This is a genomic window from Ruegeria sp. AL11 (genome assembly GCF_056540865.1).
The window spans coordinates 1-13,180 of record NZ_JBQFXO010000022.1 but is presented as its reverse complement, the minus strand read 5'-3'; the positions used below and the strand labels follow the sequence as shown (position 1 = coordinate 13,180).

General features: G+C 58.0%; 14 protein-coding genes and 1 tRNA gene. 8 read left to right on the top strand and 7 right to left on the bottom strand.

Features of this window, described 5'->3' with window-relative positions; genetic code table 11:
* Positions 1-99: 99 nt before the first annotated feature.
* The 3 genes from ACR0IP_RS22830 (at position 100) to ACR0IP_RS22820 (ending at position 2,426) form a co-directional block, all read left to right on the top strand.
* On the top strand, positions 100-723 hold the full coding sequence (locus ACR0IP_RS22830; protein ID WP_170693397.1) for a LysE family translocator: 624 nt from the start codon (positions 100-102) through the stop codon (positions 721-723).
* A 20-nt stretch (positions 724-743) separates the two neighbouring features.
* A complete protein-coding gene (gene fahA / locus ACR0IP_RS22825; protein ID WP_480528116.1) occupies positions 744-2,000 on the top strand; it encodes a fumarylacetoacetase in 1,257 nt (418 codons plus the stop codon).
* A gap of 90 nt (positions 2,001-2,090) precedes the next feature.
* Positions 2,091-2,426: a DOPA 4,5-dioxygenase family protein gene (locus tag ACR0IP_RS22820; protein WP_170380988.1), complete on the top strand. Its 336-nt coding sequence runs from the start codon at positions 2,091-2,093 to the stop codon at positions 2,424-2,426.
* On the opposite strand, the gene ACR0IP_RS22815 is transcribed toward ACR0IP_RS22820, so the two are convergent.
* Positions 2,423-4,051: an acyl-CoA synthetase gene (locus tag ACR0IP_RS22815; RefSeq protein ID WP_480528115.1), complete on the bottom strand. Its 1,629-nt coding sequence runs from the start codon at positions 4,049-4,051 to the stop codon at positions 2,423-2,425. The two genes, ACR0IP_RS22820 and ACR0IP_RS22815, sit on opposite strands and share 4 nt — an antisense overlap.
* 224 nt (positions 4,052-4,275) lie before the next feature.
* Between ACR0IP_RS22815 and ACR0IP_RS22810 the strand changes: the two genes are divergently transcribed.
* Positions 4,276-5,667 (top strand): aminotransferase class III-fold pyridoxal phosphate-dependent enzyme, encoded by a 1,392-nt coding sequence (locus tag ACR0IP_RS22810; RefSeq protein WP_170380990.1) that lies wholly within the window; start codon positions 4,276-4,278, stop codon positions 5,665-5,667.
* A 142-nt stretch (positions 5,668-5,809) separates the two neighbouring features.
* On the top strand, positions 5,810-6,628 hold the full coding sequence (locus tag ACR0IP_RS22805) for a DUF2189 domain-containing protein (protein WP_170380991.1): 819 nt from the start codon (positions 5,810-5,812) through the stop codon (positions 6,626-6,628).
* A gap of 91 nt (positions 6,629-6,719) precedes the next feature.
* Here the strand turns inward: ACR0IP_RS22805 and rplT are convergent, their stop codons facing one another.
* The 5 genes from rplT to pyk all read right to left on the bottom strand — a co-directional run bounded on the left by rplT (position 6,720) and on the right by pyk (position 11,177).
* Positions 6,720-7,085 carry a 50S ribosomal protein L20 gene (rplT, locus tag ACR0IP_RS22800; protein ID WP_008756009.1) on the bottom strand — a complete coding sequence of 122 codons (366 nt, stop codon included), beginning with the start codon at positions 7,083-7,085 and terminating at the stop codon, positions 6,720-6,722.
* A gap of 14 nt (positions 7,086-7,099) precedes the next feature.
* Positions 7,100-7,300, bottom strand: a complete 201-nt coding sequence (gene rpmI / locus ACR0IP_RS22795; protein WP_010443552.1) for a 50S ribosomal protein L35 — start codon at positions 7,298-7,300, stop codon at positions 7,100-7,102.
* A 182-nt stretch (positions 7,301-7,482) separates the two neighbouring features.
* Entirely contained in the window at positions 7,483-9,033 is a 1,551-nt protein-coding gene (locus ACR0IP_RS22790) for an alanine/glycine:cation symporter family protein (RefSeq protein WP_170380992.1), read from the bottom strand.
* A gap of 14 nt (positions 9,034-9,047) precedes the next feature.
* Entirely contained in the window at positions 9,048-9,485 is a 438-nt protein-coding gene (locus tag ACR0IP_RS22785; RefSeq protein ID WP_170380993.1) for a universal stress protein, read from the bottom strand.
* 246 nt (positions 9,486-9,731) lie between these two features.
* On the bottom strand, positions 9,732-11,177 hold the full coding sequence (pyk, locus tag ACR0IP_RS22780) for a pyruvate kinase (RefSeq protein ID WP_170475104.1): 1,446 nt from the start codon (positions 11,175-11,177) through the stop codon (positions 9,732-9,734).
* 127 nt (positions 11,178-11,304) lie between these two features.
* Between pyk and ACR0IP_RS22775 the strand changes: the two genes are divergently transcribed.
* From ACR0IP_RS22775 to ACR0IP_RS22765, 3 genes are all read left to right on the top strand, one after another.
* A complete protein-coding gene (locus ACR0IP_RS22775) occupies positions 11,305-12,042 on the top strand; it encodes an N-formylglutamate amidohydrolase (protein WP_170380995.1) in 738 nt (245 codons plus the stop codon).
* A 61-nt stretch (positions 12,043-12,103) separates the two neighbouring features.
* Positions 12,104-12,343, top strand: a complete 240-nt coding sequence (locus tag ACR0IP_RS22770) for a DUF6868 family protein (protein ID WP_170693411.1) — start codon at positions 12,104-12,106, stop codon at positions 12,341-12,343.
* 76 nt (positions 12,344-12,419) lie between these two features.
* Positions 12,420-12,734 (top strand): DUF1244 domain-containing protein, encoded by a 315-nt coding sequence (locus ACR0IP_RS22765; RefSeq protein ID WP_480528114.1) that lies wholly within the window; start codon positions 12,420-12,422, stop codon positions 12,732-12,734.
* Between the two features lie 355 nt (positions 12,735-13,089).
* On the opposite strand, the gene ACR0IP_RS22760 is transcribed toward ACR0IP_RS22765, so the two are convergent.
* Positions 13,090-13,166, bottom strand: a tRNA-Met gene (locus ACR0IP_RS22760).
* Positions 13,167-13,180 lie beyond the last annotated feature (14 nt).

Genomic DNA, 13,180 nt, shown 5'->3' with positions numbered 1-13,180 from the left:
TTCGCCGCAACCGAGGCCCCCTTGCAGGACGACTATATTGACTGCTGGTCCTCGCTTGAGAAAAAGTTCGATGGGACACCGGGAAGGAAATAACCTGCCATGAGCTTTGATATCTGGATCACCTATGTCGCCACCGTCCTGCTGCTGATGAGCACTCCAGGACCAAGCCAGCTTCTGATGCTGTCGAACTCGGCCACCAACGGGCTGCGCCGGGGCGTGTTCACGGCTGCTGGCGATCTGACGGCGAACCTGTTGCAGATGTTGGCGGCGGGTCTCGGGCTTGCCGCGATTATTGCAGCCTCGGGCACAGCGCTGACTGTGATCAAATGGCTGGGCGTCGCCTATTTGGTCTTTCTCGGTGTCAAAGCGATTGTCAAAGCCAAACCTCAAACAGCGCAAACCGCACAGCTGACCAGCCGCAAAACCTTGTGGATGCAGGGCTTTATAACCTCAGCCGCCAATCCCAAAGCAGTAGTGTTCTTTGCCGCACTGTTTCCCCTGTTCATTGACGGCGCGCTGCCCTTCTGGCCGCAATTCGCGATCCTCTCGGCCACCTATCTGACCCTGGACGGGTTGTTTCTGACCGCCTACGGAGCAAGCGCCAGTTGGTTAGCAACGCGGCTCAAAGGGTCTGCGCGGCTCTGGCTGGATCGCGCGGGTGGCGGGTTCATGATTCTGGCTGCCGTTCTGCTGGGGCTGAAGTCCCTGCGAGACGCTCAATAAACCAAGACAAGGATCAAAAGATGCCTTTGCTGAAATCCTGGGTCGCCTCGGCCAATGATGTGACCCATCCATTTCCGCTGAACAACCTACCCTACGGAGTGTTTGCCCTTGGCGACGAAGAACCCAGATGCGGCGTTGCCATCGGCGATATGATCCTCGACGTCACCGCAGCCGAGGCCGAAGGACTCATCACCCTGACCGATGAGCCGCTATTTGACCTGCCCTTTTGGAACCCACTGATGGAGCAAGGCCCCGCCGTCTGGGCCGCCCTGCGAGAACGCCTGACGGCGCTTTTGTCCGAAGGCACGGCGGAGCAAGAGACGGTGGAGCCTCTGCTGGTGCCGCAAAGCGCGGTTGTCATGCACATGCCCTTCGCGGTCAGCGAATACACCGATTTCTACGCTGGTCGGCATCACGCCTTTAATGTGGGTTCGATGTTCCGGGACCCCGAAAACGCGCTTCCACCGAACTGGCTTCATATTCCCATTGGATATAATGGCCGGGCATCCTCGGTCGTGGTGTCGGGCACGGATATCCGCCGCCCGTGGGGTCAGCTGAAGTCGCCCGATCAGGACAAACCCGCCTTCCTGCCCAGCCGCCGCTTCGACTTTGAGCTTGAGTTGGGTGCAATCGTTGGCACTCCGTCCGACGGCCCGATCTCGGTGCAGCAGGCTGATGATCATATCTTCGGCTACGTGTTGCTGAACGACTGGTCCGCCCGGGATATTCAAGCGTGGGAGTATCAGCCTCTTGGCCCATTCCAAGCCAAGGCCACGGCAACTTCGATCAGCCCGTGGATCGTGACCAAACCTGCGCTGGAGCCCTTCCGCTGCGACACACCCGAGCGGGAATTCGAGTTGCTGGATCACCTGAAGGATTGTGGCCCGATGCTCTATGACCTTTCGCTTGAGGTGACGCTGGCCCCCGAAGGACAGGCGGCAACCACAATCACCCGCACGAACTACAGCGAGATGTACTATTCCGCAGCGCAACAACTGGCCCATCACGCCAGCTCAGGCTGCCCGATGAACACCGGTGATCTGCTGGGTTCCGGCACGATTTCCGGGCCGACGCGCGATACCCGAGGTTCACTCCTGGAACTCAGCTGGGGCGGCAAAGACCCCTTGAGTCTTGAGACTGGTGAGTCCCGCAGCTTCCTTGAAGACGGAGACACGCTCACCCTGTCCGGCTCTGCGCAGGGGGATGGCTATACAATCGGGTTCGGGACATGCCATGGCACTGTGCTAACGGCGCTGGAAGACCCTCTCAAACCCTGAGCCATGCCGCACAGCACCTGTGTGCCGGTGTTGGTAGGATTGAGGACCAAGACCGCCTAGGTTGGTTGCATCCAAGCAATGAGGCCCCCGATGTCTGAGATCACCGGCTATCACGCCCATGTCTATTTCGACGCTGACACACAGGATTTAGCGCAACACATCTGCGAAGAGGCCGCCCGCCTTTTCCCGGTGCAAATGGGACGCATGCACGCGCGCCCGGTTGGCCCGCATCCGAGGTGGAGCTGCCAGCTGGGCTTTGCCGCCGACGCGTTTGATCAGGTCATTCCGTGGTTGATGCTCAACCGACAGGGCCTGACGATCTTCACCCATGCTGAAACCGGCGATCACCTGGCCGACCACCGGGATCACGCCGTGTGGATGGGTGAGCTTTTGGATTTGGACCTGTCGATTTTCGACAAAGCCTAGCCCAACGCCCGCGCCTGATCTCGCAGCACGAATTTCTGAACCTTGCCGGTGGAGGTCTTCGGTAAAGTCCCGAACACCACCGTCTTGGGCGCTTTGAAATGGGCCATATTGTCCCGGCAGAACGCAATCAGATCGGCCTCGGTCGCGCTGGCCTCAGGCTTTAGCTCAACGAAAGCACACGGGGTTTCGCCCCATTTCTCATCTGGACGGGCGACCACGGCAGCCTCCATGACGGCAGGATGCTTGTAGAGGACACCCTCAACCTCGACGGATGAGATATTCTCGCCGCCCGAGATGATGATGTCCTTGGACCGGTCCTTCAGCGCGACATAGCCATCGGCGTACATCACCCCCAAATCGCCCGAGGCAAACCAACCGCCATTGAACGCCTTGTCGGTGGCATCCGGGTTCTTGAGATAGCCTTTCATCACCACATTGCCCTGCATGAATATCTCACCCATGGTTTCGCCGTCGGCGGGCACGGGCTCCAGCGTTTCGGGATCGGCCACCATCAGGCCGGACAGCGCTGAATAGCGCACGCCCTGACGCACCTTGAGGGCGGCCCGTTCGGCTGGAGCCTTCTGGTTCCACTCATCCTTCCACGCGCAGACGACTGAGGGGCCGTAGGTCTCTGTCAGACCGTAGACATGGGTCACCTCGACGCCCATCCCCTCCATCGCTTCGATCACGGCAGCTGGCGGCGGGGCACCTGCGGTCATCACTTTGATCTGGTGGTCGAAATCCTTGAGGTGATCGGGGGCATGCGCCAGCATATTCAGAACGATGGGCGCGCCACAGAAATGGGTGACTTTCTCCTCTCGGAAGGCGGCATAGATCGGCTCGGCCCGAACCGCGCGCAAGCAGACCGAAACCCCGGCATTCAGCGCCATGGCCCAGGGGAAACACCAGCCATTGCAGTGGAACATCGGCAGGGTCCACAAATAGACCGAGTGCTTAGGCATACCCCAATCCAGCAGGTCGGACTGCGCGTTCAGGGCCGCGCCTCGGTGGTGATAGACCACGCCCTTGGGGTTGCCGGTCGTGCCAGAGGTGTAGTTGAGCGTGATCGCGTCCCACTCATCCGCGGGCAGAGACCAATCAAACTCAGGGTCGCCTTCGCCCAGCAGGGCCTCATAGGTCAGGCTGCCAAGGCGTTCGCCACCATCAAAGCTAGGATCTTCGATATCGATCACCAGAAGGTCATGATCGACCTGCGGCAAAGCCTCTTTAACGACGGCAGAGAACTCGGGGTCCACCAACAGCACCTTTGCCTCGGCGTGGTTTAAGATGAAGGCGATGATCGGCGCATCGAGGCGCGTGTTGATCGCGTTCAAAACAGCGCCGGCCATGGGAATGCCAAAATGGGCCTCATAGAGCTCGGGGATGTTGGCGGCGATGATCGAGACGGTATCGCCCTTGCCCACCCCACGGGCCGTCAGGGCGCTGGCAAGACGGCGGCAGCGCGCATAGGTCTGCGCCCAGCTGTAGCGACGGTCTCCATAGACGACGGACGGGTAGTCGGGATACACCGCCGCCGTCCGTTCGATGAAGCTGAGCGGGGATAGCGGCGTGTAATTCGCACGGTTCTTATCCAGATGACGCTCATACATATTGGCTGCTTGCATCCGCCAACCCTCCCAATTCGCGTGTGTCGCCACATGACCATAAACACGAGGCTGTGACTATCTTGTAGAAATACGACAAGTGGCGGGGCTCTGGCGATACGCTATGATGACATCTGGCCCTATATTCGCGCCCCCATTCGCGGTGATCTGGGCCATCGCATTTACTTGCTATCGTGGGACCGATCCCACAATCTGCACACCGCATCAGACTGAAAGGACATGTCATGGACGGCACGTTCAACGAAAACGATCTTTCCCGCGTGGTCGAGGCCGACCGCGCCCATATCTGGCACCACCTGATCCAGCATAAACCCTTTGAAACAAACGATCCCCGCATCATTGTTGAAGGCAAAGGCATGCGCGTCTGGGACCAGAAAGGCAAAGAGCATCTGGATGCGGTCTCTGGCGGCGTCTGGACGGTGAACGTCGGCTATGGCCGCGAATCCATCTGCAAGGCGGTCTATGACCAGCTGATGAAGCTCTGTTATTTTGCGAATTCGGCAGGGTCGATTCCCGGTTCGATCTTTGCGGAGAAGCTGATCGAAAAGATGCCGGGCATGAGCCGCGTTTACTACACAAACTCAGGCTCCGAGGCGAACGAGAAAGCCTTCAAGATGATCCGTCAGATCGCGCATAAGCGCTATGGCGGCAAAAAGACCAAAATCCTGTATCGCGATCGCGACTATCACGGCTCGACTCTGGCGGCGATGTCAGCGGGTGGTCAGGATGAGCGCAACGCGCAATACGGCCCGTTTGCTCCGGATTTCGTACGTGTTCCCCATTGCATGGAATACCGCAAGCACGAACTGAACGGCGCGCCGGAGGAAAACTTTGGCGAGTGGGCCGCCGACCAGATCGAAGAGGTCATCCTGCGCGAAGGGCCAGACACCGTTGGCGCGCTGTGCCTTGAACCTGTGACCGCAGGTGGCGGTGTGATCGAAGCACCCGAAGGCTACTGGCAGCGCGTTCAGGAGATCTGCAAGAAGTACGACGTGCTGCTGCATATTGATGAGGTCGTGTGCGGCGTCGGTCGGACAGGTACGTGGTTCGGCTACCAACAGTATGGCGTGAAGCCTGACTTTGTCACCATGGCCAAAGGTGTTGCCTCGGGCTATGCGGCCATCGCCTGCCTGGTCACCACCGAAGAGGTCTTTGACATGTTCAAAGACGACGCGGCAGATCCGATGAACTACTTCCGCGATATCTCGACCTTCGGCGGCTGCACCGCTGGCCCTGCGGCTGCGATCGAGAATATGCGCATCATCGAGGATGAGAACCTGCTGGGCAACTGCGTCGACATGGGCGACCGCATGATGGGTAACCTGCAAGCGCTGATGGAGAAACACAAAGTCATCGGCGATGTGCGCGGCAAAGGCCTCTTCTTGGGTGCCGAACTGGTTGCAGACCGCTCCACGCGTGAACCGATGGACGAAAAGAAGGTACAAGCCGTTGTGGCAGACTGCATGGCGCAGGGTGTCATAATCGGCGCGACCAACCGCTCGCTGCCGGGTCGCAACAACACGCTGTGCTTCTCGCCTGCTCTGATCGCGACGACGGATGATATCGACCAGATCACCGATGCGGTCGACGGCGCGCTGGGGCGCGTGTTCGGCTAGAGAATGAAAAACGGGAAACCGGGCGTTCCTGCGCCGGTTTCCCTTCCTCCGGGCCGCAAAATTTTTTGCGAACCAGACGATCAGACACACCTCTTGCTCTTGCGTTTTAACCGGCGCAGACTTGCATGCAGAGGAGTGTATCATGACACCCAAAACCTCAGACACGGAACCGTCGGGCGATATGGCGTCGCCGCAAGGTGCAGCGCTCAAGGTCAAGACAGTAAGTGCGCAGGACATCAAGGACTCGTTGAAGGCGGGCGTGGCGGACTTTCTGGCCCGCCCTGTCATGAGCGGGTTTTTCGGCCTGTTCTACGCCGTTTTTGGCCTTGTCTTTGTGTGGTGCCTGATTTGGCTCGGCAAGGTCTGGATGATCATTCCGGCCATTGTGGGTTTTCCACTGGTTGCGCCCTTTGCCGCTGCCGGGCTCTATGAAATGTCCCGACGATTGCAGAGCGGGGAACAGTTCGGCTGGTCCGATATCCTGACGGTGATGGCCAATCAACGCAAACGCGAGATGGGCTGGATGGCCTTTGTCACCCTGTTCATTTTCTGGGTGTGGGTCTATCAGGTGCGCCTTTGGTTGGCGATCATCCTGCAGAATGCGTCCTTCTCGGACTTTGACGGATTTCTGAACACCGTCTTCTTCACGCCAGAAGGCTGGACGTTTCTAGCCATCGGCACCTGCATCGGCGCGGGCCTTTCGGCCGTGCTGTTTTCGGTCACCGTTGTCGCCATGCCGCTGCTTCTGGACCGAGAGACCAACTTCGTATCAGCCATGCTGACCTCGATCCGGGTCGTCACCGAGAACCCGGTGGTGATGCTGGGTTGGGCAGCAATCATCTCGGTAACCATGCTGCTCTCGCTGATCCCGGCATTCTTGGGCCTGATCTTCACCCTGCCGATCCTTGGTCACACCACGTGGCACCTGTATCAGCGTGCCGTTCCTCCGGCCGAGAAATGAACGGGACCCCTGGGAGGGAAAGGCACATCCAAAACAAAAAGGACCGCCCCAAATGGGACGGCCCTTTGTTCACTGTCTCTCTTTTCAGAGATCAGGCAGCCAGAGCGGCCTGAGCTTTGGCGACGATCGCACCGAACGCTTCCGGTTCGTGTACGGCCAGGTCAGCCAGAACTTTGCGGTCCACTTCGATACCGGCCAGGTTCAGGCCGTTGATGAAGCGGGAATATGTCAGAGCCTCGTCATGCGAACGGACAGCAGCGTTGATGCGCTGGATCCACAGCGCACGGAAGTTACGCTTGCGGTTCTTACGGTCGCGGGTTGCATACTGGTTGGCCTTGTCGACGGCCTGACGTGCAACTTTGAAGGTGCTCTTACGGCGGCCATAGTAACCTTTGGCGGCCTTGATGACCTTCTTGTGACGGGCGTGAGTTACGGTTCCACCTTTAACGCGGGACATCTCTTAATCTCCTCTTAGCGGTCGTAGGGCATGTAGCCCTTGACGATCTTGGCGTCGGGGGCGGACAGGGTGGTGTTGCCACGGGCATCGCGGATGAATTTCTTGGTCCGCTTGATCATGCCGTGCCGTTTGCCGGCCTGGCCAGCAAGGACCTTACCGGTCGCAGTCACCTTGAAGCGCTTCTTGGCGCTCGACTTAGTCTTCATCTTAGGCATTTCCGTCTCCTTTCAGGGTTCGGTACTAAACGCGACTCGGCATGCCATCTCGGCCGGTCACGCGATCAGATGCGCCGTTTACGCAAGTTCGGTCATACTGGCAAGGGGGTTTGGCCCAGAATCTGTGCTTTTCGCAGCGGCCTAGGCACCGGGGCAGCATAGGGCCACCCCGGTGTATTGGTTTAGTGGCTGAATTTGCGGATTTCGCCGCTCTTCAGACGCTCGGAGTAGGACGCCAGCTCCTGACGCACCACTTTCATCAGGAAGTAGAGCGCAAAGACGTTCACAACCGCCATCGCAAAGATCGCCGCATCCGAGAAGTCGATGACCGGGCCAAGGTTGGCCGCCGCACCAATGACAACGAAGATGCAGAAAATGATCTTGAACACCAACTCTTTGGTGTGGCCTTCGCCGAACAGATAGGTCCAGGCTTTGAGGCCATAGTAGGACCAGCTGATCATCGTCGAGAAGGCAAACAGGACCACGGCAATCGCCAGAATGAACGGGAACCAGCTGAACGCGCTGCCGAAGGCCGCCGAGGTCAGGCTGACGCCGGTATTGCCGTCGACCGTTGCAATCGCATTGCCCGCTTCGTTCAGCATGTAGTTGCCGGTTGCCGGATCAACGATCAGTTGCTGGGTGATGATGATCACCAGCGCAGTCATGGTACAGATCACAACCGTGTCGATGAACGGCTCAAGCAGCGAGACGAAGCCTTCCGTGATCGGTTCTTTGGTCCGTACGGCTGAGTGCGCAATCGCAGCGGAACCCACGCCTGCTTCGTTCGAGAACGCCGCACGACGGAAGCCCTGGATCAGCGCACCGACCATACCGCCAGCAACGCCGAGACCGGTGAAAGCACCTGCGAAGATCTGACCAAAGGCCCACCCGATCTGGTCTGCATGCATCAGGATGATAACCAGCGCCGCCAGCACGTACATGACACCCATGAACGGCACGACTTTCTCGGTCACACGCGCGATGGATTTCAGGCCACCCACGATCACCGCAAAGACGATGCCCGCAAAGACCAAACCTGTGATCCAGCCTGGATAGTCTCCGACAATCCCAGCAATTTGCTGGTGCGCCTGATTGGCCTGGAACATGTTGCCCCCGCCCAATGCGCCAAGGATACAGAAGATCGAGAACAGCACGGCCAGGATTTTACCGCCCGGCAGGCCCAGTTCCGCAAAGCCCTTTGACATGTAATACATCGGGCCACCCGAAACGGTGCCGTCTTCATATTCATTTCGGTATTTCACACCCAAAGTACATTCGGTGAATTTCGACGCCATGCCCAGCAGGCCGGCGACGATCATCCAGAATGTAGCACCCGGTCCACCGATCCCGATGGCAACCGCCACACCGGCGATGTTCCCAAGACCAACGGTCCCCGACAAAGCGGTGGCAAGGGCCTGAAAATGGCTGACCTCACCCGCGTCATTGGGGTCGGAGTAATCGCCTTTAACCAAGCTGATCGAGTGTCCGAAGAATCGGAATTGCACAAAGGCAAAATAGAGCGAAAAAACTGTGGCCGCGACGACCAGCCACCCCACGATCCATGGGAATCCAGTGCCCGGAAACGGCGCGAAGATAAAGCTAACGAAGGGGCCGGTAAAATCCGCGAAAGCCTGATTGATCTTCTCGTCCAGACCGGGCGCCTCTTGCGCGAAAGCGGGGCCAGACATCAGAGCCATGGTCGCACCAAGGCCCAGTTTTTGAAGCATATTCATCCTAATCCCTCCGCTCAGTTCACGACCGTGACAGGCACGTCGGCATGCATGACCAAGTTCTGAGTCGAGCTTCCAAACAGCCGTTTCTTGAACCCATCCGCCGAGGCGCGGCCAACGATGATCTGAGTGCCGCCGTTTTCGACCGTGATCGCGTTCAGCGTCTCGGCCACGTCGCCATGGCGCACGATGCCGTGCGCTTCGAACCCATCGGCCTTTAGCGCCTCAACCGTAGGGGCAATGATCCGCGAGGTGGCCAGTTCGACCTCTTCCTCGCGCCGCTTGTGCCGTTGGGCGTTTTCTTCCGGTGTTTGGAAAGTGAAAGGGGACCATTCGATGACATATACAACCAGCATTTCGCATGAGCCAATCCGCCCGGCCAAATCCTTGGCAAAGGCGATAGCGCGCTCTCCGGTTTCTGTCCCGTCCAGTCCAATGACAATCTTTGTTGTCATGACGTTCCTCCATTTTTTTTCTGGTTTAACCGGGACCCGTGCCCCCGGTAGGGCGACCGGAACCTGGAACTATCTGAGATGATCACCCTAAGGTTCAGTATCCGGCAAAATCACCAAAAAACAGAGGTATTTTTGCTGAATACAACCCTACGGTCATCTTCTTTTTGAAAACAAACAAGAAAATACGCCTAAAAATTAGGCGGCTTGAGAATTCTCAATGTGATCCTTCCCAGAATCCAGGCAAACTCATCCCGGATCGGTGTTGTAGATCAGACGCTCGTCACAAGGGGCAATACGCAGAATATTGGTGGTTCCGGGGACATTGAACGGAACGCCTGCGGTGACAACAATCTGATCGCTCTCGGCGGCGAAGCCCCCCGCGCGTGCGGCGCGAGCCGCATTGACCACGGCCCCTTTGAACCTCTCAAGCTCGGGCGTCATCACACAGTGACAACCCCAGCTCAGGCACAGACGGCGGGCGGTTCCAGTCGCTGGCGTCATGGCGATGATCGGCACACCGGGACGTTCACGCGCAGTCAACAGCGCTGTGGTGCCGCTTTGGGTGAAACAGCAGATCGCTTTGATGTCGGTCTTTTCCGCGATCTCCCGCGCGGCTGCCACGATACCGTCCGCGATGGTCGACCCTTTGGCAGTACGCGAGGCGGCGATGATCTGCGTGTAGGTCGGGTCGGCTTCGACCTCGATAGCGACCTTGTTCATGGTCTGCACGGCCTCGATCGGGTACGAACCTGCCGCAGATTCCGCGCTGAGCATGATGGCATCCGTGCCTTCGTAGATCGCGGTCGCAACGTCCGAGACCTCGGCGCGGGTTGGCATCGGGCTTTCGATCATGCTCTCCAGCATCTGGGTCGCGACGATCACCGGCTTGGCTGCGCCACGACACTTGCGAACCAGGCGTTTCTGGATCGGAGGCACAGCCGAAACCGGCAGCTCAACGCCCAGATCACCACGGGCCACCATGATCCCGTCTGATGCGTCGAGGATATCGTCAAACGCCTCAACCGCCGCGGGCTTTTCGATCTTCGACAGGATCGAGGCCCGTCCATCCGCCAGCGCACGCGCCTCGAACACGTCCTTGGCCCGCTGCACAAAGCTGAGCGCCAGCCAATCCACACCCAGTTGGCACACAAACTCAAGATCGTCCCGATCCTTGGCCGACAAGGCTGCCAGTGGCAGCAACACGTCAGGTACGTTCACGCCCTTGCGGTTCGAGATCGTCCCGCCGACTTCGACAGTGCAATTGGCGAAATCCTGGCCGCAATCCTGCACGGTCAGACGAATCTTACCGTCATTCACCAGCAGCCGCGCACCGGGTTCCAGCGCCGCAAAAATCTCGGGATGTGGAAGGCAGACACGGTTAATGTCTCCGGCCTCAGGGTCAAGGTCCAGCCGGAACGCCGCGCCCTCTACCAGTTCTTCGGCATCATTGGCAAAAACCCCAACACGCAGCTTCGGGCCTTGAAGATCGGCCAGAATCGCGATCGGGCTGTCCAGATCCTTTTCCACCTGACGAATAATGCGATGCCGTTCACGGATCTCGTCATGGCTGCCATGGCTCATGTTCAGGCGAAAGACGTCGGCCCCGGCCTCATGCAAGGCCCGGATGGTGTCATAGTCATTGGACGCCGGTCCCAGCGTCGCCACGATTTTTACATTTCTAAGGCGTCGCACTGGTTTCGCTCTCCTCAATCCCAAGGTGATGCGGCAATGTTACCGCAAACAGTATGTGGGTGGTTATTGCGCAATTCCCTTTTGGAAGCAACTGCCATACACCTGCCGCAAACTTGATGACAGGCACATGACATACACTCCGTTTTTTATCCATGGCGAGGATCGCCCGTCCCGATGGCTGATCACCTGCGATCATGCGACCAACACCGTCCCCCCCGAAATCAACGGCGGGGATCTGGGATTGCCGCGCGAAGATATGGAACGCCACATTGCCTATGATGTCGGCGCCTACGAGGTCTCGAAACATCTGGGCGAGATCCTGAACGCGCCGGTCATCGCAGCCAATTTCTCGCGCCTTGTGATTGATCCAAACCGGGGTGAGGATGACCCGACCCTGCTGATGAAGCTCTATGACGGTTCGATCATTCCCGGCAATCGCCACGCTGATGCGGCCGAGCGTGAACGGCGTTTGGACATGTGCTACCGTCCTTATCACGACGCGCTTGGGCGACTGGCCGCCCTGCCTCATGCGGTGATTGTGTCGATGCACTCTTTCACCCGCCAACTCCGCGGTCGCGAACCACGCCCTTGGCATGTAGGCGTTCTGCACACCCCGGACGAGCGCTTCTCACGCCCTCTGATCAACCGCTTGAAGGCCGAAGATAATCTGTGCGTCGGCGTGAACGAGCCTTATACCGGCGTTCTTCCCGGCGATGCCATCGACACGCATTGCACCTCACATGGTCGACCAAATGCATTGATCGAGCTGCGCAATGATCTGATCGCGGATCACGCAGGGCAACGGGCCTGGGCCGAAAGGCTCGCCGTAATCCTACAGGATGCACTATCTGACAGCGGCCTTTGATCGCACGTTATTGTGAGCTGCACCTTCAACCCCCACTTTGGAGACTGGGAAGGAGGCGACCATGACACAAGAGTTGCTGACAAGTTTTTTTGGCTGGATGGCGATACTGAACATCGCTGTTTTGCTGTTCACAACCGCTATGACTGTGCTGCTACAGGACTGGATTGCAGGGGTTCATGCCAGAATGTTCCAAATGGAACGGCCTGATGTGAAGCGTGCCTATTTTCGGTATTTGGCCAACTACAAAATCCTCACGCTGATTTTCTGCGTCATTCCGTGGCTGGCCTTGAAACTGGCCTAACGCAGAGTCAGTTGAAACACCCCCGTCCGAGCGTTAGTTCGGGAATAGACAGCATCCAATTCCTCGGAGCCACACCATGGACAAGCAAACCGAAATCGAACTTCAAGCCGCAGCATTCCGTCGGCTGCAAAAGCACTTGATGGAAGATCGCACGGACCTTCAGAATATCGACATGATGAATCTGGCCGGGTTCTGCCGCAACTGCCTGTCACGCTGGTATCAAGAAGCAGCCAATGAAAAAGGCATTGAGATGGGCAAAGACGAAGCCCGTCAGATCTTCTACGGCATGACCATGGATGAATGGAAAGCCAACTACCAGACCGAAGCCAGCCCCGACAAACAGGCCGCCTTCAAGGTCGCCTTTGAGGAAAATGTTACGAAAAGGGACTAAGGCCCTAAGTCCAACGAGCCGACAACGCAGACTGATGACCTAGTCCTGTACAGCAGCACCCAAAAGCACGCTGTGATGCGTGCACACGGTCTCTGAGTTTAGGTGATACTTAGTAGCCGGAAGAACAAGATCGCCGCTCGTGTTGAATTCACAGTGCTTCCAGCGGTGTTTCTGGAACCGAAAAGCCTCGCGTGGTGCGAGGCTAAGTGCTTGATATCTGAGCTAGAGTATTGGTTTTGGGGTTAGGATTTGAACCTCTGACCTTTAGGTTATGAGGCTGACGAGGTTAGGACGTTAAGCAATTGATCCGGGGATCAATTGTAGTCTGAACGGGCTGTTTTGGATTTTCTGACGCTGGTTGCGGGAGCAGGATTTGAACCTGCGACCTTCAGGTTATGAGCCTGACGAGCTACCGGGCTGCTCCATCCCGCGTCAGAGTCAGATTT